The organism is Streptomyces sp. IBSBF 3136, from assembly GCF_036815105.1.
Lineage (GTDB): Bacteria > Actinomycetota > Actinomycetes > Streptomycetales > Streptomycetaceae > Streptomyces.
Genome location: NZ_JAJSZC010000005.1, coordinates 94605 through 115688 on the forward strand (window position 1 = coordinate 94605; position 21084 = coordinate 115688).

Annotated in this window: 15 protein-coding genes and 3 pseudogenes; 10 read left to right on the plus strand and 8 right to left on the minus strand. The window is 72.9% G+C overall.

From position 1 onward, the window contains the following. Nucleotides 1–1374: 1374 nt before the first annotated feature. The 8 genes and pseudogenes from V7E45_RS02225 to V7E45_RS02260 form a co-directional block, all read left to right on the plus strand. Nucleotides 1375–1578 (plus strand): thiazolylpeptide-type bacteriocin, encoded by a 204-nt coding sequence (locus tag V7E45_RS02225; RefSeq protein ID WP_319145826.1) that lies wholly within the window; start codon nucleotides 1375–1377, stop codon nucleotides 1576–1578. Between the two features lie 47 nt (nucleotides 1579–1625). After that, on the plus strand, nucleotides 1626–1805 hold the full coding sequence (locus tag V7E45_RS02230; RefSeq protein WP_319145827.1) for a thiazolylpeptide-type bacteriocin: 180 nt from the start codon (nucleotides 1626–1628) through the stop codon (nucleotides 1803–1805). Nucleotides 1806–2037: 232 nt separating this feature from the next. Next, nucleotides 2038–4887, plus strand: coding sequence for a lantibiotic dehydratase (locus V7E45_RS02235; RefSeq protein ID WP_333772328.1), 2850 nt, complete (start codon nucleotides 2038–2040; stop codon nucleotides 4885–4887). Beyond that, nucleotides 4884–6047 (plus strand): hypothetical protein, encoded by a 1164-nt coding sequence (locus tag V7E45_RS02240; protein ID WP_333772329.1) that lies wholly within the window; start codon nucleotides 4884–4886, stop codon nucleotides 6045–6047. The genes V7E45_RS02235 and V7E45_RS02240 overlap by 4 nt, the downstream gene beginning before the upstream one ends. Beyond that, nucleotides 6044–8203 carry a hypothetical protein gene (locus tag V7E45_RS02245; RefSeq protein WP_333772330.1) on the plus strand — a complete coding sequence of 720 codons (2160 nt, stop codon included), beginning with the start codon at nucleotides 6044–6046 and terminating at the stop codon, nucleotides 8201–8203. Before V7E45_RS02240 ends, V7E45_RS02245 begins: the two co-directional genes overlap by 4 nt. After that, nucleotides 8200–10176 carry a YcaO-like family protein gene (locus V7E45_RS02250; RefSeq protein WP_333772331.1) on the plus strand — a complete coding sequence of 659 codons (1977 nt, stop codon included), beginning with the start codon at nucleotides 8200–8202 and terminating at the stop codon, nucleotides 10174–10176. Before V7E45_RS02245 ends, V7E45_RS02250 begins: the two co-directional genes overlap by 4 nt. A gap of 7 nt (nucleotides 10177–10183) precedes the next feature. After that, a complete protein-coding gene (locus V7E45_RS02255) occupies nucleotides 10184–11932 on the plus strand; it encodes a thiopeptide-type bacteriocin biosynthesis protein (protein ID WP_333772332.1) in 1749 nt (582 codons plus the stop codon). Between the two features lie 463 nt (nucleotides 11933–12395). Then, nucleotides 12396–12592 (plus strand): annotated as a pseudogene (locus tag V7E45_RS02260) (IS481 family transposase); the annotation flags it as partial. 152 nt (nucleotides 12593–12744) lie between these two features. Here the strand turns inward: V7E45_RS02260 and V7E45_RS02265 are convergent. The 3 genes from V7E45_RS02265 to V7E45_RS02275 all read right to left on the minus strand — a co-directional run bounded on the left by V7E45_RS02265 (nucleotide 12745) and on the right by V7E45_RS02275 (nucleotide 13980). Further along, on the minus strand, nucleotides 12745–13236 hold the full coding sequence (locus tag V7E45_RS02265; protein ID WP_333772333.1) for a hypothetical protein: 492 nt from the start codon (nucleotides 13234–13236) through the stop codon (nucleotides 12745–12747). Nucleotides 13237–13328: 92 nt separating this feature from the next. Continuing rightward, entirely contained in the window at nucleotides 13329–13793 is a 465-nt protein-coding gene (locus tag V7E45_RS02270) for a hypothetical protein (RefSeq protein WP_333772334.1), read from the minus strand. Between the two features lie 28 nt (nucleotides 13794–13821). Beyond that, nucleotides 13822–13980 (minus strand): hypothetical protein, encoded by a 159-nt coding sequence (locus tag V7E45_RS02275; protein ID WP_333772335.1) that lies wholly within the window; start codon nucleotides 13978–13980, stop codon nucleotides 13822–13824. 1151 nt (nucleotides 13981–15131) lie between these two features. Between V7E45_RS02275 and V7E45_RS02280 the strand changes: the two genes are divergently transcribed. Next, entirely contained in the window at nucleotides 15132–16022 is an 891-nt protein-coding gene (locus V7E45_RS02280) for a hypothetical protein (RefSeq protein ID WP_333772336.1), read from the plus strand. Nucleotides 16023–17067: 1045 nt separating this feature from the next. On the opposite strand, the gene V7E45_RS02285 is transcribed toward V7E45_RS02280, so the two are convergent. The 3 genes from V7E45_RS02285 to V7E45_RS02295 form a co-directional block, all read right to left on the minus strand. Next, nucleotides 17068–17454, minus strand: coding sequence for a fic family toxin-antitoxin system, toxin component (locus V7E45_RS02285; RefSeq protein ID WP_333772337.1), 387 nt, complete (start codon nucleotides 17452–17454; stop codon nucleotides 17068–17070). Then, on the minus strand, nucleotides 17451–17747 hold the full coding sequence (locus V7E45_RS02290) for a DUF1778 domain-containing protein (protein ID WP_333772338.1): 297 nt from the start codon (nucleotides 17745–17747) through the stop codon (nucleotides 17451–17453). The genes V7E45_RS02285 and V7E45_RS02290 overlap by 4 nt, the downstream gene beginning before the upstream one ends. 381 nt (nucleotides 17748–18128) lie before the next feature. Then, a complete protein-coding gene (locus V7E45_RS02295; protein ID WP_333772339.1) occupies nucleotides 18129–18995 on the minus strand; it encodes a hypothetical protein in 867 nt (288 codons plus the stop codon). A gap of 298 nt (nucleotides 18996–19293) precedes the next feature. Between V7E45_RS02295 and V7E45_RS02305 the strand changes: the two are divergent. Beyond that, nucleotides 19294–19758: pseudogene (locus V7E45_RS02305) on the plus strand (glycosyltransferase); the annotation flags it as partial. Nucleotides 19759–19929: 171 nt separating this feature from the next. Here V7E45_RS02305 and V7E45_RS02310 read toward each other — a convergent pair. Together V7E45_RS02310 and V7E45_RS02315 are read right to left on the minus strand one after the other, a co-directional pair. Then, nucleotides 19930–20601 (minus strand): enoyl-CoA hydratase-related protein, encoded by a 672-nt coding sequence (locus V7E45_RS02310; protein WP_333772340.1) that lies wholly within the window; start codon nucleotides 20599–20601, stop codon nucleotides 19930–19932. Between the two features lie 119 nt (nucleotides 20602–20720). Beyond that, nucleotides 20721–21084 (minus strand): annotated as a pseudogene (locus tag V7E45_RS02315) (hypothetical protein); the annotation flags it as partial.

Here is a 21084-nt window from a genome sequence, read left to right on the forward strand (position 1 = left end):
CGAACGTCGGCATGCCACGGAACGCCGTTACGGCGCTGTTCCGTAGCGTGTGCGGCGCACCGGGCGGGGTCGGCATGCGGTGGTCGCCAGACGGCCGTCAACTGCGGGCCGTTCACCCGAAGCCCCACCTGGCATGGGGCGGGTGCCCGAGACGCGTCGGGTCCCGCGTGCCGACGTAATCGGCCCCCCCCGGGGAGGCACACGAGAGAGCCGCCCGGCCACTCGGACCGCTACCTGGGACACGGTCGACCCGGGACGGGGCCTGCGCGTACCGAAGTGAACGTCAGCCGGTCACCGGCACCCACTCGGCCGCACAGGGGGGCAGGGGGCGGAGAACGCAGGAGACCGCGGACTCGGCGGCGCGGACCTGGCATGCGAAGGAGGCCACTTGCCCGAAGTGCCAAGCCGGTGCGAACTTCCCGTGCACGCCCCATGGCCCGCACCACGAGCGGGTGGAGTGGGCGAAGGAATTTACTCGGAAGCAGTAGGGCTGAGATACCGGCCAGTCAAGACGTTGCGCCGGGCGGGGCACCGGATCGCCGACCGGCGCCCTTGTAGGGCGAGTGCCCTATGCCGGGGCGTGTCCGAGCCGGAGAACGTCATGATTCGTGCACCGAAGTTCAGCGATCGTGGTCCTGGGAGGGCCACAGCGGGGAAGACGATGCTGCTGATCCCTCTGTTGGTTGCCCTGGTCGCCGAACGCTGTGCGGGCAGCCCCGTCCTGGTGCTGTTCCCACTCGCTTGAGGGATCGAGCCACAGACGCTGGGAATCCGCTGTAGGCGCCCTTCCTGGAACCGAACTCGGCGGACAGATCCATCTGGGGCGAACGATTCCGGTACTTCCGGCCGATGGTGTCGGTCACTTCCGGTGATCACGCCACCCCGCCCCGGAGGCTCCCGGCCTTCCCGGAACGGAGGTTGACCAATAGTGGCCCCTCTTGGATGCGACGTACGTCACCTCCGGGCGCCGACCCCGTACGCGGGCGCCAGGAGGCGCTGACACCCGGCTGACGGAGACCTGACGTCCCCCTGACAGGGCTCCGGCCAACTTGTGGGCAATCAGGGAAGATCCACCTTACAAAGGACACGTAACACCACGCCGTCTTCACCGTGCACCAGTCCAACCGTGACTGCACCACCGCGCTACAACGCTCCAAGACGCACCGAACCGTATGAAAGCAACAGGCCAATGTCCGGATTGGCCTTGCTGCCGGCCTGTCCCGGGACCCAGACTCACTGCTGTACGACGAACGACCGTTCGGGCTTTTTCTCCAGCTTCGAGCGGAATCCGTACATGCCCTTCTTTCGGCATGTTCCGCGCCGCCATCCCATCGGCGCGTTCCGATCTCCACCTTCATCTCAAGGGAGTTCGTCATGTCCCGTACCTCGAACCAGCAGGACGCCTTGGAGCTCCAGGACCTCGCCCTGGACACGGACCTGGACCTCACCGACCTGACCGTGACCTCGCTGCGCGACACGGCCGCGCTGCCCGAGAACGGCGCCTCGTGGGGCTCCTGTTCGTGCCAGGGCTCGTCGTCGTGCGCACAGCCGCAGGTCACCACGCCCGTCGTCCTCTGACGCCGCGCCCGCCCCGAACACCGCCCTCCACACCTGAGAGGCTCCGCATGTCCGACCACCGCGAGGACCTCCTCGCCCTCGAGGACCTCGACCTCGGCGAACTGACCGTCACCGCCCTGAGAGACACCGTCGCACTGCCCGAGACGGGCGCCTCCGGAGGAGCGAGCTCGTGCTCGTGCGGCTCCTCCTCGTGCGCTCAGCCCAGGCTGCCCGACCTGCCCTACTAGTCCGCCCTCGGTCTCACGTCCCACCGGGCTCGGTGAGCCACGGCTCCCGTGCGGCCGGCCGGTTCGTCCAGTCCTGCCCGGCCGGCCGTACCGCGCCGTGCCCACTCCGCCGACGCGGTCCGCTGATTGCACTCGGCCCGCATGCCCGGCCGGTCCGCTGAAGCGGTCCACGCATTCCCGCCCGCTCCGCCGATCCCGCCTGCCCTCCGAACCGTACGCCGGGAGCGCCGTCATGCATTACTTCGCCCCGCCGACAGCCCCGGCGAGTGTGCCGCCGCCCGACCAGGTCGCCCCGTCCGGCCAGACCGGGACACAGGGCCCGGCGGATCCGCACGACAAGAGCACCCCGTACGCCCTCGTCCGTACGACCGTGCTCCCGTACCCCGCCGAGTCCGCCACCGCCGCCGAGGTGCGGGCTCTGCTCGCCCGGCTCACCGCCCTGGCCGCCCAGGACGCCGCCCTGCGGGCCGCCCTGTCCGACGACCTCTTCACCGCGCGCGCCGGCCACGACGAGGCGTTCCACCGCCAGGTGGTCCTCCCGCTTCGCCGCGCCCTGTACAACGACCGCGAGCCGCGCCCCGCCCTTCTGGACCGACTCGGCGCCCTTCCCGACCGGGTTCCGCGGCTCGCCGACTGGCTCGCTTTGCGCGAGCTGCGCGCCCGACTGCTCGACGAGCTCGGCGCGGCCGTCCCGCGCGCCCTGACCGCCGAGCGCGCCGCGCTCGCAGACCTCTGTCGCTCCCCCGCCTTCACCCGGGCCATCGCTCTGACCAGCGCCGACCTGCTGCGGGCAGTCGGCAGGGCAGGCCGGGGCGAGGCTGGTCGGCGGGCGCGCAAAGAGGAGGCCTCGGTCCTGCGGCACGCCCTACGGGCGAGCACGAAGACCAGTCCGCTGTCGTGGTTCACCGCCGTTGGGTGGGCGGCCGAGCCGGTCGTCGGTGCGGCAGCCACCGCTACCACCGTGTCGGAGCCAGAGCCCGGCCCCACCGCCCCTGTGACCTCTGTCGTCAAGGAGAACCGCACCCTCGTCGCCGCGCTCACCGCGGCCCTCCTCGACGAGCCGCGCCGCCGCCGCGCCCTCCCCCACCGCATGACGAGCACCGCATGGGTGGCCGACGGACGGGCCCGCTTCGCCCGCGCCGAGGCACTGTTCGCCGGCGGCAGGTACCTGGTCAGCCGCGAGGACGAGGTCGAGGTGGCCGCCCGCCCGGCGCTGGACAGGCTGGCCGCCGCCCTCGCCGAAGGCCCGCTCGTCCTCGGTACGCTGACCGCACGGCTCGCGGCCGACCTGGGCCGCACGGCGGACGACTCTGCCGTCGCCGACTTCGTGGACCGGCTCGCCGACGCGGGGCTGCTCGTGCCCGCCGAGCCCGTCGACCCGCAGCATCCCGCCCCGCTCCTCGCGCTCGCCGACTGGCTGCGCCAGTGGCCCGCGGACGCCGCCCTGGCGGACCGGATCGCCCGACTCGCCAACGAGACACAGCGGTTCGCGGCCACCCCCGCCACCGAGCGTCCCGTCCTGCTCGCCGCCCTGGCCGGCTGCTGGCACGAGCTGCTCGCCGACACCGGCCGCCCCGTCCCGCCGGACGCGGCCCCGCTGACGGCCCTCACCGAGGACGCCGTCGCTCCCGTTTCCCTGTCCCCTCGCCGCCCGCCGACCTCACCGGATACGGGCGAGCGTGCCACGGGACTGCCGTACGAGGACCGGCCCGCCGGGTATGACCCGTTCACTCACGCCGACCACGCTGCGCTCAGCGAACTCACCGCCTTGGCCGAGCTGTTCGACCTCGGGCACGTGATGAGCCGGGTCGCCCGGGACCGCTTCGTCTCCCGCTACGGGGAGGGCGGCGTCTGCCGCGACCCGTGGGACTTCGGCGCCGACACCGCCGCCGCCTGGGAGGAAGCCGGCCGCCTCGTGGGCCGGCCGTCCGACGACCCCGAACAGCCGGTTGGACTGGTTGCCCTCGCCCGCGTTCGCGAGGAGTTCGTCGCACTGTCAGGGAAGGCGGCAGAAGCGGCCGGGGGCACGGCTCCCGAGATCGTCCTGCCGTCCGGCCCCGTCCGCGCCCTGGCCGCCCGGCTGCCCGACTGGACGGCTGCCCGGCCGCTCAGCTACTCCCACTTCGTCCAGCGCGATCACGACAACGGGCTGTTGTGCGTCAATCACGTCTACGGCGGCTGGGGCCGGTTCACCAGCCGCTTCCTCGACGCTTTGCCGGCGAGCGCTGCGGCCATGGTCGGCGAGCGGGTCCGGCGCGGCCTCGGCGGGGGCGAGCGGGCGGCCCAAGTCCGGCCGGTGGGCGGGTTCAACGCCAACCTCCACCCGCTGTTGCTCGCCGAGGAGATCGGCCCCGACCGCGGCCGGACCGCCCTCGCCGAGGCCGACCTCGATCTCGTCCACGACCCGGCCACCGACCGGCTGCGGTTCCGCGTGCGGTCGACCGGCGACCCGTTGGACGTGCTCTACCTGGGCTTCCTGGCCCCGATCATGCTGCCGCAACGGCTCGGGCCGTTCCTCAACGACCATCCCACGGGTGTGGTGGACTTCCGCCCGCTGTTGCCCCGGAACGCCCTGGCGGCGCCGGGCGGTCAGGTGGTCCGTACACCGCGGCTGCGCCACCGCCATCTGGTGCTGGCCCGACGCCGCTGGCACCTCGGCCCGGGCGTGCTCGACGCGCTGCGCGCCGACCTCGCCGCGGAGGAGCGGCACGTGCCGGCCGCCGCGGTGGCCCGCTGGCGGGCCCTGCTCGACCTGCCGGAACAGCTCTTCCTCCACCCCGTTCCACGGCCCCCGGCCGGGCGCGCGGTCGACGACTTCGTCGCGCGGCTGGGGGCGCCCAAGCCGCAGGCGCTCGACCTCGGCAATGCCCTGCACCTTCACTGCCTGGGCAGCTGGCTTGCACGCCATCCCCAGGGCGTCGTCCTGGAGGAGGCCCTGCCCGCCTTCGGCGGCCGGGACCAGCCCACCCGTGCCGTCGAGTCCGTCGTCGAGACGTACCGGCCGGCGCGCCGCCGCACGGCCGACCGGGCCGCGCCCCGGCCCGCCGGCCCGCCCCGACCCCGCCGAGGAGGCACCCGATGATCGCCGGCCCCGCCCCTGCGGCCGCGCCCGGCTCCGCCGCGGCCCTCGACGTCGTCCTGTACGACTACCGCGAGGACAAGGCCCCGCTGCTGCGCGAGGCGATGTTGCCGGCGGCCCGCCTGGCCGCCGCCGAAGGCCTGACCGCGCATGTCGAGCGCCACTGGTTGTACGGCCCGCACGTACGGCTCCGGCTGCGCGGCGCACCGGACCTGGCGGCCGCGGCGGCCGAGCGCACCGCGGCCGCCCTGCGGACCTGGGCAGCCGACCACCCCTCGGCCGCCCACGTCACCGAGGAGGAACTCCTCGCCCGGGCCGCGGTGGCCGGCCGCGCCGAGTTGATCGCTCCGCCGTACCGCCCACTCGTACCGGATGGCACGGTCCGCGTCGAGCCGGTGGACCAGTCTTCCCTGCGTGCCCTGATCGGGCCCGACGGGGTACGGCTCCGCGACGACCTGCTGGCGCTGGGCCTGCCGGCGCTCGAGACCGGGTGCGCGTTCCTGGGCGGGCACGGCGACACGCCCTCCGCCCGGGTGCAGCTCGCGGTGGCAGCGCTGGCCGCGCACGCCGCGGCGCACCCGGAGGGGTTGATCGGCGGCCACTACTCGTTCGTCTCGCACCTCGAGGACTTCCTGGTCTACGAGGACCCGGACGGGCGCCTGCGGGCGGCCTTCGAACGCCGCTGGAAGGCCACAGGGCCGGCCGTCACTACCCTGGTCGGGCGGATCACGAACGGCGGGGCGGCTGGCTGGGAACGCGCCTGGGCCGGCTGGTCCGCCGAGGCATGGCGTATCGCGGAGGAGCGGTTCGCTGCGGGCGCGGACTTCGCCGGCGTCCCCTTCGAGTACCGCGATCGGGCGGCGATGCTCGGCGACCAGACAGTGGCCGATCGCTGGAACCAGGACGTCCGCACCCGCTACAGCGAGTTCCACCGCCGGCTGCGCCGCTCTGACCCGCAGGGGGCGATGTGGAGTCGGCCCGACTACCTGATCTACCGAGCCTGCACGAACGCGCTCTACCGGCTGTTCGCGATCTGCGACGTACGGCCGGTGGAGCGGTACCTCGCCGCGGACCTGGTCGTGCGCACGGTGCCGGAGCTCACCGGCCACACCTGGCAGGGCCGCATCGACGAAGTGATCGCGGCGGTGGAGGGCTCGTCATGACCAACGCGCCCTCCGCCGCGGCGGCCACGGCCCCGGAGCCCCCGGACCCCGCACCGGGCGGGGAGCACGTTGCGTCGGCCCCCGAAGCCTCCGTCGCGCCCTCGCCGCGGCCGCAGCCGCGGCTCCGGTTGCGGCCCGGTGTGGCCGTCACTCCGCTGCTCGCCGGTCTGCACCTGCGCGGCCGCGGCGCCGGCGTCACGCTGGAGGGCAGCCGCGCGCTGCCTGCCCTGTGGCAGTTACTCTCGGACCGGCTCGCTCCGGACCGCGCGGTGCGGGGCGCAGGCGGCGCGCAGGCCGGTGCCGGGGCGCCGGCGGACGGCGACACACAGGCCGGTGCAGGGGCCCCGGCCAACGCCCGGGTTCAAGCCGGCGCCGGAGCCCAGACCGACGTCCGGATTCCGGCAGACGCCGGGGAAGCCAAGGCCGGAGCACAGACCGGTGCCCAAGCGCAGGCGCAGGCGCAGGCCGCCGAGAACGATCAGGCCGACCCGCGGGTGGAAGCCGCACTGGCCACGCTCACGGCACGACTGCGCGAGCACGACCTGCTGGTCGAGCACCCGGACGGCGTCGAACTCCCGCCCTGGCCGGGTTCGTCGGCCGCCCGACCAGCCGAGGCGGTCGAAGCGATCCGGAGCGCGCGACCCGTCGTCGCCGCACCGGATCCCGAGGGCCCGCTCGCCATGAGCCTCGTACGGGCGCTCCGCCGCGCGGGCGCGAGCCCGCGAGTCGCCACCGACAACCGGCTGCCGGCCGGCCGGGCCTTGATCACGGCCGATGCGCCGTCCGGGGCCGTGGCGCTGGCCGTTTCCTGCGACGCCGAAGGCGGCTTCGTCACCCCGCCAGGTCCCCCTGACCGCGCCCACTCCGATGCTGCGGCGATCGCCACCCGCCTCGGGAGTGGCACACCACCGTGGGCACCGAGCGGTCCTGCCACGGAGCAGTCGCGGTCCCGGACACCTGGCACGGCACCGTCCGAGCCGTCTGTCGGTGCCGGGGCGCCGTCGCAAGCGGCTGCCACTGCCGGGGCACCGTCCGGTACGCATGTCGCGCTGCTCGCCGGTGCCGCGGCCGGGCGGCTGCTCGCCGCCGTCGCCGACCTTCCGGACCCCGCCGCGCATGAGGACGCCCTCGGCACCGCGACGGCCGAGTATGCGGCCGTGCTGATCGCCCGGGCCGAGCCCCCGGAGGCGACGTATCACCCCTGGGCCGCGGCCCCGCGCGCCGCCCGCCGGGGGCCTGATGCCCCGCCCGCGCCGGACCTCGAGGAGGCCCTGCGCCGGGTCACGGCCCTGGGCGACCCGCGTCTCGGTGTGCTCGACGCGCCGCTGCCCGGGGACCTGCCGCAGCTACCCGCGTCGCTCGCATCCTGCCGGACCCCGGCGGGTCTGCTGGTGGCCGGGGCGGTACGGGCGGACCTGGCCCGGCTGGAGGCGGCCTGCCGAGCCGCCGAACTGGCCCTCGCCGACGGCCCGTCGGCCCCGGTCGTCGGAGTTAGCCCCGACCACGCCCGCGGCCGGGCACTGCGCCGCGCCGTCCTCGACGGCATCGAGCGGGACGCCGTCTCCACCACCTCAGAGGCGGATCCGGTCGCGGCCGGCGCCTGCGCCGACGGCATCGGTGACGACGTCTGGCGCACGCATCCTCAGGCCCGCCACTGGTGGACCGTGCTGACCGAACGCATGGGCCGGTCCGCCGATCTGACGGTCCGGCGACTCGGCTCCGAAGAAGCCCATTCCGCCCATTCCGCCGTCATCCGGGTGCGATCGACCTCGACCGTTGCCGGCGCCGCCCCCAGCACGGTAAGCCGCGCCGTCGAGGTCACCGCGGCCGACGCCGTGGCCTTCGCCGCCCTAGACGCGGTCACGCGCGCGATGGCGGCGGAGCACACGCCGGACGTGGCGCGGCACACCGCTCTCAGCGGCGCCGTGGCCCCGCTCGCCGCGGCCGGCGTCGAGCCGGCCGAATGGGCGGACGAGGGGTGGACCGACGCCTGGCTGGCCTCCGTCGCCGCCCGGGAGCCGGCCCTGCGCGCCGCCCTGCACCGCCTGACCGGCCTGCACCCCAGACCCTGGCAGGGCACTGGCCACCACCCCCTCGCCCACGCCCTGCGAGCATCCGGATTCACGGTCCTGACCGGATCGGGAGGCCCTCGATGAGCACCGCCGACCCTTACGCCCCCAGCGTCCCCGTCCTCGATCCGGCGGCGGCGCTCGCGACCGTCGGGGGCACCGCCGTCGTGCAGCTGACCGCGTGGGACCTCGGACTGGCCGAGCGGCTCAGCCGGCACGCCCTGGCCCACCCTGTGCGGTTCGTACCGGTGCGCGAGGACGGGGCGTTGACCGTGATCGGACCCGTACTCCACCCCGAGGCCCGGGCCTGCGTCGTCTGCGCGGAGTACCAGCGGCTGGCCACTGCGGGCGGCCGGGTGCCGTGGCAGAGCCCGCGGCTGGCGCTCGGCGGCGCCGGAACCCCGCCGCTGGCCGAGGCGGCGCTCCGGCTCGCGGCAGACCTGCTGACGGCCGACCCGCCCGCATCGGAGCCACCCGTTGCCGGCCGGCACGACCCGCCCGCAGCCGATCCGCTGCCACCCGACCCCGGCGCCTTCGACCCGGTCGACGACCGGGCCGTCGTCCACATCCTCCAGGGCGACCGGTACACCTGGTCCACCCACCGGCTCCGGCCGGTCGGCGGCTGCCGGGTTTGCCGGCCGCTGCCGGACGACTCGCCCGCCGGTGCCCGGTTACCGGCCGAGCCCCGGCCGCTGCCGGACCCGTCAGTGCTGCGCGGTCCCAACGCACGTACGACGCCCGCTCACTTGCGAGCCGAATTGCAGGACGAGCGATTCGGTCCGGTACGTCGGCTCTTCCGAACCGAGAACTCCGCGTTCGCGCTGACCACCGCCTGGGTGACGGACGGTCGCTCCCTCGACGACGGCGGCTACGGCCGGTCGGGCGACTTCCGCTCCAGCGAACGCGTGGCTCTCTTCGAGAGCGTGGAGCGTTTGGCCGGGATGCGGCCCACCGGCCGCCGCACCGTGCTCCGCGCCTCGTACGCCGACCTCGTCGCCGGGGGCGATCACGCCGTACTCGACCCCGTCCGGCTCGGCCTGCCGGATCCCGAGTTCGACGGCCACCCCGCTCGCCGGACCGTCCCGTACTCCCCGGACCTCGCACTCGACTGGGTGTACGGCTGGTCGCTCACCGATCGCCTCGCGCTGGCGGTACCCGAGCACGTGGCGTACTGGGACGTACCGGGGCCGGGCCGGCCGCGGGTGGTGTACGAGTCCTCGAACGGCTGCGGGCTGGGCAACAGCCCCCAAGAGGCCGCGCTGTACGGGCTGTTCGAGGTCGCCGAACGCGATGCCTTCCTGATGGCCTGGTATGCGCGCACCCCACTGCCCCGGGTCGCCATCCCAGTCGACGACCCAGACGCCACCGCCCTGGCCGACCGGGCCGCGCTGCTGAGCTACCGCCTGACCCTGCTGGACGCCACCAACGACCTGGGCGTGCCGACGGTGATCTCGCTCTGCCGCTACGAGGGCACGCATCCCGACGCGCCCCGCACGTTTCTGGCCGCCGGCGCCCACCACGACCCCCGGGTGGCGATCCGCTCGGCGGTGGCCGAGGTGGTCACCAACGTCCAGGAAGCCGCCCGCCGTTCGGCCCCGGGCGGTCCCCGGGACCCGGAGCGGCTGCGACCGATGCTGGACCGCCCCGAGCTGGTGTTGGACCTCGACGACCACGTCGGCCTCAACACCCTGCCGGAGGCACAGCCCCGGCAGGACTTCCTGTTCACCGATACCGTGGAGACGCCGTGGTACGAGCGGTGGCCGGGGGAGCCCGAGCCGGTGACCGACCTGACACGGCTGCTGGAGCAGACCGTGGAGCGGCTGGCTTCCGGGGGCTTGGAGGTCATCGCGGTCACGCAGGACGAACCGGGCGTACGGGACCGGCTGGGGCTGCACTGCGCCAAGGTGATCGTCCCCGGCACGCTTCCGATGACCTTCGGGCACGTCAACCGCCGCACCGCGGGACTGGACCGCCTGCTGGAGGTGCCCCACCGGCTGGGCCGTACCGCCCGGCCACCGCGCCGCGACGAACTGCCCCTCCACCCCCACCCCTTCCCGTGAGGACGCGATGACGACCGCCCGCCCCCGCCCCTACCCGGCCGCGTCCGAGGGCCTCGGCCGCCCCTGGCACAGCCTGCACGTCGCCCTGCACACCAACGGCGCGGAGACAGACGCGTTCGTCACCGACGATCTCGCCCCGCTGATGGACGACCTGACCGCCGATCCGGGCGCCTCCTGGTTCTTCATCCGCTACGGCGAGGGCGGCCCCCACCTGCGGATCCGCTTCCGATGTCCGCTGCCCGCCCGTGCGGCGGCCGGACTTTCAGCCACCCTGGCCGAGTTGGCGGCCGCCCGGCCCGCGGAGTTCACCGGCCCCTGGCCGTCCCGGCACGGCGAGGTGCGCGAGGTGCCGTACGTACCCGAGACCGAGCGGTACGGCGGCCCCGCCGCGCTGCCCCTCGCCGAGGAGGTGTTCGCCCACTCCACCCAAGCGGCCGTCGAGGCCCTGCGCTCGACCCCGAACCGCGCCGCCCGGCTCCCGCTCGCCCTCGACCTCGCCCACGCCACCGCCCACGCGCTCGGCCTCGACGAACTGGCGGCCTCAGGCTGGCTGCGCCGACACGCCGCCTCCTGGCGTTGGATCACCGATGTGGAGCCGCTGCCCGGAGCCGCCGTCCACTCCCGTGTGAACTCAGTGTTCGCCCTGCAGCGGCCGGGCCTGGTCCGACGCGCCCGGGCCCTGCATAGCGCTCTCGACGCGGGCAGCGCCGCGCCCTGGCTGGCGGAGTGGGTGCGCCGGGTCGGCGCTGCGGACGCCCGGTTGCGCAGCGCCATGCCCGCGGAGCAGGCCGCCCGCCGGGTGCCCTGGGTGTGGGCCTCCCAGCTGCACATGCTGTTCAACCGGCTCGGCGTGACCCCCGACGAGGAGCGGGCCGTCTGCCGCCTCGCGGCCCGCACGCTGCTGGAGACCGAGGACGACCCGGGGTTCTTCCCCGCCGGGCACCGCGCGGCCGACTACCAGTACCTGGAGCGCAGCAAGTTCCGGATCGGACGGTCCGAGGACACCGCGCTGCGCGACCTGCCCCCACCGTCGGCTCCACCGGCGGCGCAGCCGGCGGTCGAACTCCGCTTGCCCGCTGCCCCCTTGCCGGAACTGTCGCTCGCCGAGGCGCTGCGCCGGCGCAGCTCCGTGCGCGGGCCGCTGTGCGGGCCGCTGGACGCGGGGACCCTGGGCGGGGTGCTGTGGTCCGCGTATGCCAAGAGCCACGCGACCCACCGTCCGCTCGCCGACGGCACCGTACGCACCGTCCGGCACCGCCCCTACCCCAGCGCCGGCGCCCTCTACAGCGTGCGCGTGCGCCTGGTGGCGCTGGACGTCGAGGGGCTGGCCGCGGGCACGTACCACTGCGTGCCGGAGCGCCGGGCCCTGCTCCCGATCGGCCCGGCGCCGACCATCGCCGAGCTCAAGGCGCTGTCCTCGTACCTTTCGCGGCCGGCGGACGACCCGGACGCGGTGGGCATCGACGAGGCCCCGGCGGTGCTCACGGTCCACCTCGACCTCGGCCTGCTGCGCCGGCGCTACGGCCTGCGGGCGCTGCGGCTGGGCCTGTTGGAAGCCGGCCACCTCACGCAGACGCTGCTGCTCACGTCGGCGGCGTTCGGCCTGGCCACCGTCCCGCTCGGCGGCCTCCACGACGATCTGGCCCACGAGCTCCTCGGCCTCGACGACCTCGATGAGCCGGTCCAGTACCTCCTCCCCCTGGGCCGCCCCGCCCCACCCTTCTCGCCCATGCCGCAGAGAACCGCGCGGTCCTGAAGCTCGCGGGCTGCTGGGTCGGTCGCCTGCACCTGTCCTTGGTCTCGTCAGTGGGTTGAGCAGTCGAGCGGGTTTCACTGCGCTGCCTGCTCGGCAGCTCCTCCCGGAGGCGCGCGTGTGAGTCCGCGTAGCGGACGGCGTCCCTCTTCGATGCTGAGAACAAGGTCGAGGTGGAGCGGATCGGCGCCGTGGGTGAGCGCCTCTTCGAGTCGTCGGTCGACGCCGAGCCGTTCGAGGGGCGTGAACGGCGGCGTGCCGAGATCGGGGTTCTGGCGGCCAACCGATGCCCCCGTGGCCACGGTGACGTGGCGCGTGCAGGGCCGGAACGGCCTCAGGTGCGGATCGAGGCGCTGCAGAGGTCAGAACGCGCAGGCAGCGGCGGTACCGGGTGATGCTCCGCTCGATGGCCTTGCCCCGGTTGGAAGTTGCAGACCAGCCGATGCTCTCTGCGCGCACGCGGTGCCAACGAGGCATCGGCTACGACTACGTGCACGCCGTCGTGGACGACCACTCCCGCTTGGCCTGCGCCGAGATCCCCCCGGATGAGAAGGGTGCCGCTGCGCCGCCTTCCTCACCCGCGCCGCCCCGTTCTTCGCCCAACCGGGCATCACCCGCATCGAACGCGTGATGACCGACGAGGCCAAGAAGTACCGGCTCTCCCAAGCCACCCGCGACGCCTGCCAGAGCAGTGACGGTCGTGCGGCGGCCCGGTCCGCGGGGCTGCGTCGTGAACACCAGGTGCAGGCCGGTGATGGCCAAGCCTTCCCCGAAGGGGCGGTCGGTGATGCCGGTCGCTCGGCGAGCGAGGTGGCTCAGGGCGGCGCGTCGGGCAGGGTGCCGACCGTGTAGGTGTCGTAGATGTCGAGGAGGTCTTCCTCGGCGTCCAGCCACACACCCGGCGGCATCCTGCAGACCAGGGCGGTCAGCCGGACCAAGGCGGTCAGCGCAGGCAGCCGGTCGGCCTCCTCGGTCAGCAAGGGCTCCGTACCGGGCCACTCGGCGGTCAGGGCGCGCAGGCAGTCCTGCCGGGCACGGTCCTCGTCGAGGGCCGGACGGTCGTCCGTGACGTGCCAGAGGCCCGCCGTCGGAACCGGTCGGCACGCGGCGACGAGGTGCCGCCGCAGTGTCGGATCCGCGTCCTCCCACGAGGCGGGGAGGGCCAGGCCGGCCAGGCCCGCCGCGGCCTTCTCCTCCGCCTCGGTCAGCTGGTCCGGGGCGACGCCCAGTGCGGTCAGCCCGTAGGGGGGCTCACCGTGCCAGTGCAGCAGGCAGAGCACCCGTCGGACCATGGGTGACAGGCACATCTCGTCCCATCCCTTCAGGTAGTGCTTGTCAACGCCGGCGTCTTACCCGAACGTTGGTCAGGAAACTGTGAGCGAGACGCCACTCGCTGCGCTCAGGCCCCATCTGCTTGTCGATCCGGGTGAACGCAGCCGGGGACCACTGACTCGGCGGTGATGCGCGCAAGGGCCTCCTGGAGTTGGCGGACGGCGTCCTCCGCCTCCGCGTATTCCTCAGGGCTCGGGAGGACCGTGCCGAAGGTGCCACCATGGTCAGATGGCAGGGCACGCCAGCGCAGGACCGGTTCGAGCGCGTTCAGAGCACCGGAGAGAAACCAGGCCAGGCGGCCGTGAGTGCGCGCGAGGGCGATGGCCAGGACGGCGAGTGTTTCCCGCAGGTGTTCGAGCCGCTTGATCTGCGGCAAGGCCTCCTGGACGTCCGGCGGACCGACAACGTCGCGCAGCCCGGCCTCGGCCTCAAGGGCCAGTGCGCGGTCGCTCGGCGCCAGTTTCCACACCCGGTCTCGGATCTGCCGTTCAGCATCCTCGGCCAGCACTGCGACGATCCTCCGCATGTCCATGCAGGCCACTGTAAATTGTCACAGGTCTTCAGCGCGTCAAGGGATCGAGCAGCCGGTGGACGGCTGGGTCGCTGATCCGGCTGTAGACGGACTCCGTGGCCGTGATCGACCCTGGGCAGGTCATGTCGTCGCCGTCAAGCTCGCGTGAGGCGACCTTGCGATGTGTGCGCAATTCGTAGACGTCCATGACGTAGTGGGCGACATGGACGTAGTCGCGAACGGTGCACCCGCCGCACGGAGCCGAGCCCGGCCTCGGTCGCCTCCGCCTGCAGACCCCGGCGCCGACGCGACGCCAACCGGGAACCCCACCCCTTGCGTCTGTCACCTTCTTCGGTGCTCCGCGCCTGCTTCTGCGACCCTGAGTCCGTCACCCTGCACCCCCAATCGCCCCCGTGCACTGCGCACACCACAGTCGCACGCCCTTGCGAACTCCCGTGTTCGACAACGTAGTACTCGAGGCACGGCCTCCGTGCGCTCTGGCAGCACTCAAGCAGCCCAGCCCGAACAAGCCCAGATCAAATCCGGCAGCGGCTATCACCGCGGACGCCCCCGCTAGGCACCGGAGTCGGTCGCGTCCGCGGGCTAGGCGCTGGACGGGGCTGCCACATGCACACCCCGTGGCCGGAGGCGGCCGCTTGGCAGTTTTGCATTGCCGTTCAGCCGTTTCAGCCGGCGAAGGGGGCGTCACCGGCGGCGCCTCAGGCGGCTCCCTTTGAGCCAAGCACAACGTGCGCCGCCACTCTGCCGAAGCGCTGCCCGCGCAGCAGCGGCAACGACGCAGGCCGTGAACGCATAGCATGCCGCGGTGCCCCGGCTGGCCGGACGGGCACTGATCAAGATCGCGGACGTCCTCTTCGCCGCCACCAACAAGGGCCGGCAACGGGACCATCGACGCGGACGAGTACCGCACCCTGTTCCGCACCGCGTTCCACCACGACATGGACGCCGCCGACGGCATCGACGGCCGGAGCGCGTTCATCAACGACTTCCTCGCGTTGATGACGGGGCGGCACCGCTCAGCCCTCTCCGGTCCACTCCTCTCGGACGCGTGAGCGGCGTCCGGGCAGCCCTCCGTGGACCTGGTCCAGGCCGCCGCGCCCGTCCAGTGTGACAGCGGCGTACGGAACATGTCACAGGGCTCGTACCACCGGGCGCCGTCGCTTCCCTGCTGCTCCGCCCAGTGGGATCTTTACCGCCCTGAGCGGCCCGCGGGGGCCGCCGGGAGGAAACGGGGTGGACACCTTGACGTACCGACGACACCGCGACGGAAGACCCGTCGGAAGGGTTCGGAGCATCGGTGGAACCGGCGCGAGCGGCACGACACGGCGCTTCCGGGCGATGATCGCGGCCACGGCGCTCGCCATGGCCGTACCGCTGACCCTCGGCGGGGCGGCGGACGCGGGGGCGGCGACGGACCACTCGATCGCCTTCGCCCGCTACACCGCGACCGCGCCGGTCGAGGACCTGTACGCGATCTCCCCCAGTGGCGGGGCGCCCGTCGCGCTCACCCACACCGTCACCGTCAGCGATGTGATGCCCAGCTGGTCCCCAGACGGGAATCGGGTGGTCTTCGTCCGCTACGGATCCGGGGGCGCCGTCGACGGCATCTGGACGATGAAGACCACGGGCGGCGGGCTGAAAGCCGTTCCCGGCACCAAGGGCGCCTCCGACCCGGCGTGGTCCCCGGACGGCAAGCGCATCGCCTACGCCAAGCCGGTCGGCACCCAGCGCGAGATCTACGTGGCCGACATCGACGGCTCCCCGGCAGTCAGGCTCACCCACACGGCGGCGGACGATCTCCACCCGACGTGGTCGCCGGACGGCAAGTACCTGGCGTTCAACCGTGCGGACACGAGCGGGCACAGCAGGGTGATGCGGATCCGGCTGTCCACCCTGGCGCAGACACCGGTCACCGGGTCCGGCTCCCACGACTGGACGCCTGACTGGTCGCACGGCAACCGCATCGCGTTCAGCCGCGTGGACTCCTCCGGCTTCGCCCGTCTCTACCTCGTCCGCCCCGACGGCACCGGGCTGCACCGCATCACCGCGTCCCGCCGCAACGACAAGAACCCCTCGTGGTCGCCGGACGGCAACCGTCTGGTCTTCACCCGGGGCGGTGGCGACGACGCGGACCCCGAACACCTCTATCTGGTGCGGGCCGACGGCACCGGCCTGACCCAGCTCACCAAGACAGACTCCCACGACCTGGAGGCGGACTGGCGTCCGTAAGTCCCCCGTCAGGAGTATGAGCGCAACACCCGGGCATCATCCGGGTGTTGCGCTCATGGACGGGTCCGCCCCGTGGGTGTGGCCTGCCTCGCCGGGGCGGGCCACACTGAGCCCGTCGGCAGGGAAATCCGCGAGCAGGCCAGGTCTCCCCGACGGACCCGTACCTGGAGTACAACGCCACCACGCCCGTCGACCCACGGGTCGTCGAGGCGACGATCCCGTGCCTGACCGGCTGCTTCGGCAACCCCTCCAGCAGCCACCCCTACGGCGCCGAGCCCCAGCGCACGCTAGGTGAGGGCCGGGCCCAGGTCGCCGCCCTCGTGGGAGGTGCGGACCGCAGGCGACGAACGGTGCGGGAAGACCACCGAGGACGGATACGAGGGATCCCGAGGTGTGGGGCGAGCTGCTGGTTCTGGCGGCCGTGCCCGGGAGCGTCCTGCGGGTCGGGCAGCACCTTCCGCGCCGGCCTGGCCCTCCCGGCCGGGAAGAGCCCGGAGCGGCGCACGGACGTCGAGGTGCTCTGGTCCGGCCTGCCCGAGCCGATCGACCTGCACCTCGATGGCGACTGGCTCTCCTGGACCGACCGCGGCGCACCGCCGGACGGCAACACGCTCAACCGGGCCGCGATCCCAGCAGCGGGCGCACCGGGCGAGCCTCCCCAGATGCTGCCGCGTGGCTTCGCCGAGGCGATCGAGCCGGCTGCCGGCGACCAGGAGCAGGACCGCGGCCCAGATCCGCCACGAAGAGGAACGCGTCGCAAATGCTGCCACGCGGCAGACCGGTTGAGACTCCCCTTCACTCGCTCACCTGACGGTGATTCCTGCCGGCTCCGACGAACTGCACGCCGCCGACGACCGGCGGATACCGTCGATGCACCGTGAACAGGCCGTCCATGCCGTTCGGCATCGATCTGCCCACCGACCTCATCGGCTCGATCTCCAACGCCATGTCCCCCGGAGCGAACTGCGCGCGGTGACCCGCGCGAATTCACGTGCGGCGCGACCGTCGTCCCTCGACGCGAACCGCTTGATCACAGCCGCGGCGGTCAGACGGTGGTCCAGTCGCGTAGCTGACGGGCGATCCGTGCGATGCCGAGCGCGCCGGAGGCTGCGTCCCGCACGAGCGCGACGGCCGCCTTGGGCGGGTAGTCGAGTTCGCGTGCGTTGAGGATCAGGTAGGCCTCGGTCGCGTGCCAGGCGAAGGCTTCTCCCGAGTGTTCCAGGCAGGGCAGTTTCGCCAAGGTCTGAAGCAGCGCGGCAGCCTTGAGGTAGAGGGATCCGTAGATGTCGCGCTCCATCGCCCGGGCATTCACGCGGGCGACAGCGGCGTAGAGCGGTCCGTAGTCATCGACCTGCGGATCGCCGTCGAGCAGCTCGGCGGCGTGCAGCAGGAAGGTGACGTCGAGCGGATGGAGCGGTTCCGGCTGGGTCACGCGGCGTGGCCTCGCTCATGGTGCTCGATTTCTCGCTGCGCTTCCTGCTCGGCCGCACGCTGCTCGGCGCTGGGGTCCACAGTGCTGGGCTCGGCCGCGAAGGCCGCGCTGCTGCGGGCCATGGATGCCCTGAAACCGTCCAGGAACCGCTGCTCCACGGCGGTCGCACGATCATAGGCGGCTGACAGGATGTACTCCTGCATGCTGACCCCCGCCTGCTTGGCCGCTGCCGCGATCGCGGCCCGCTGTGCAGGGTCGGGGAAGCGCAGGCTCATCGCTTTGGGATCCGACATGGTATCTATGCTACCAGCGATACCATCACCCGTCTCGGACCTCCAGTTCCCCGCAGTGCTGGATGGTGCACCAGTGTCTGCTCGAGGCACCGGAAGGGGTCCGACGCGGGGCCGGTGCTCTGCCGACCTTTGCTCCTGCTCAGCCGCGGCCGGCTTGGACGGGCATCGCGGATGCGGAGTCGGAGGCGGGGACGAGGCGCGCTCCGGCACCCGGGGCCCGCCGAACGTGTTGGCCCGCCTGGACGGGGAGGGCCCCCTCGCCCGCCGCGCTCGGCGAAAGGGCCCCGCGTCACGTTCGGCCCGAGCGGGTCGGGACTCCAGCGGCGGGCCGCGGCGGCGCTGCGGGAGATCGCCGCCGGATCGCGGGGCCGAGTACGCGGCTCAGCCGACGCAGCCAGGCACGCTCGACGGGCTGCAGTTGGTCGGGGTGTTGCCCTGGATGACGGAGTGCTTGTTCACCACGGTGCTCCCGGCGCCGTTGAACACGCCTCCGGGGGCGTTCGCCGACCTGTTCTTGGTGATCAGGCTGCGGTTGAGGACGAGGACGGAGCCCGGGTTGACGTTGTAGACGCCTCCTGCCTGCAGACCGGCCCGGTTGTTGCGGATGGTGCTGCGGTTGAAGGTGGCCTTGCCGCCGCCCGCGTTCGTCACTCCCCCGCCGTGGTCCCTGGCGAGGTTGTCCTCGACCGTGCTGTCGTTGACGGTCATCTGCGCGTCGTTCCACAGGCCACCGCCGTCGCCTGCCGTCACCTCGTTCTTGGCGACGGTCGAGCGGCTGATCGTGACCGAGCCGCCGTCGTTGTACACGCCGCCGCCGGCGAAGCTGCCGGCCGTGTTGCCGTCGACCGTGGTGCCGGTGAGGTCCGCGGTGCCGCCGGGCTCGACGGCCAGGCCCCCGCCGAAGGCCTGTGCCGTGTTGTCGCGCACTCGGGAGTCGGTCAGTCGCACGGTGCCCTGGTCGTCGATGCCTCCGCCGTCGCCGCCCGCGGTGTTGCCCCTGACGGTGACGGACGTTCCTCGCAGGGTCCCCCCGGGCTGGACGAGGACGCCGCCGCCGGCTTCGGTCACGTCGCCGTTCTCGATCGTCAGACGGCTCAGTGTGGCCGTGCCGCCGACCGCGACGTCGAGCAGGCGGAAATGGCTGGTGGGCGCTGCTTCGCGGCGCAGGACGGCACCGTTGCCGAGGAAGGTGATCGGGACCGTGATGGGGGGAGTCGCGTCCTGGCCCGTGGAGGGGGCCCTGAACACGTAGACACAGCGTCCGGACAGGGAGATCGTGCCCCCGCCGTCGGCGTTGAGTCTGGTGATCGCGGCCGTGAGGGCCGCCGAGTCGCACCTGACGTTCGTGACGTCGTGGGCCGCGGCGGGGGTCGCGACGGAGACGAGCCCCGCCGTCAGACCGACGGCGAGGGCTCGAGCCGTACCCAGGGTGGGACGCGCCGATGCCGTCGCAGCAACGCCCGGGCCTGGCCGCCTATACGCGCAAGGCGGTTCACGCCAACGCGGCCCGCCACGCAGGTGACCGCACCGATTCCGAAGAGGACCAATGAGGATCCTGATCGCCGCAGCCGGATCGCGCGGCGACATCGCGCCCGACACGGGTCTGGGCGCCGAACTCTGCCGGGCCGGATACGACGTTACCCTCGCCACCACAGACACCTTCGCACCCCTCGTACGCGACGCAGGGCTGGAATTTCGCAGCCTCCCCGCCGACACACGGGTGCGTGGCAGCGTCACAGGCAAACGTGAACTTATGCGCACTGCTGCCGCGTTCATCACCGAACTGGGTCAGGGCTTCGCCGACGTGATGGACGATGGGACGGACCCGCTCCTGCTGTCGACCACCACGGCTCCGCTCGGCCGGCACCTCACCGAGGCCACGGGCACACCGAGCCTCGGCGTGTACCTCCAACCCACCGCACCGACCGGCGACTTCCCGCCCATCGTCACAGGCTCCCGCTCACTGGGCCGTCTCGCCAACCGAGCCACCGGACGCTTCGCACTGCGCATGGGCAGTGAGGCGATCGGCAAAACCTCGGTGACCAGCCAGAAGACTTCGCACTCGCAGAAGCCCTGAGTCGGCTGCCCTGCCGCGGTGCATCCGTACGGTGGCGATCACCGGCCGGCAGGGGGTGGGAACCCTCGTGCCCCGTCCCGGCCGCTGACTGCCCCCGACGCGGCGTCAGCCCAGCGGGGTGGCCGTGTCGCGGAGCATGGTGAGGACAGGGGCGTACATGCGCGCCTTGATGGTTCCGAGACTGTCGCCGGCCTTGCTCGCGTGAGCCTGGGCGAGTTCCAGGGCGGCGGTGCGCAGGGTCGCCTCGTCCGCGGCCTGATCGACGATTCCGGCGACGGCTGCTTCCTGGCCGCCGAAACGACGGGCGGAGACCATGGCATGGTGAGCCGTTTGCGGGGTCAGCCGGGACTGGATGAGGGCGGACATGCCAGGGGTGAACGGGATGTTGATGTCTGCCTCGGGCAGGCACCAGAAGCCTCGGTCGGCGCGCATGAGACGGAAGTCATGGGCCAGGGAGAACATCGCTCCGGCGGCGAACGTGTGTCCCTGCAACGCGGCGACGGTGATCAGCGGGAGGGACAGGAGCCGTGCGAACAGTCCGTGCACGGAAGTGACGTAGTCCTGGTGCTCGTCGCTGTGCGCGGCGAGCCATTCGAGATCGAGACCGTTGGAGAAGAACTTCCCGGTCGCAGCGGTCACCAGGGCGCGGGGACCTTCCGTTTTCTCCACTTCGTCCAGGGCCGCGTCGACCGAGGCGATCCAGTCGGGGTGGAAGCGGTTCTCACCGTCACCGAGGTCGAGAACGAAGACGGCGTCCTGGCGGTCGAGTGTGGGCACGATGGCTCCTCTGGAGACGTTTCGGTGGGGTAGGGCATGTTGGCCGCGGGGGGTCTGCTGGGCCGCGGATCGGCGCTGCGGGGCGTTTGGGATGCGTCTCCCCGCCGCCGCGGCGGAAGTCAGATGGGAAGTGCTCTCCTAGCCCGGTGGTGCAGGGTGGCCGCGGCCAGTAGGCCCAGCGCGATGGTTGCACCGGCAAGGAGGATCCCGGTGAGGGCCGGCCCACCGGGAAGTGCGGATCCGTGTATCCAACGGATGGTGAAGTTGGTGCTCGCCGCTATGGGAAAGCTGAAGATCCACAGGCCCGGATGGAACGCGGGCTGGCGCAGCTCAGGGAGGAGGAAGGCGACGAGGAGGACGGTGAAGAGCAGGGCCCCGGCGAAGCCGTAGCCGACGGCATCGAAGACGCCCTTGTGAGCGGCGGTCCAGGCGAGTCCGCCCGTCGCGGGGGGAATGGTCAGGACGGTGAGTGCGGGGCGGGCG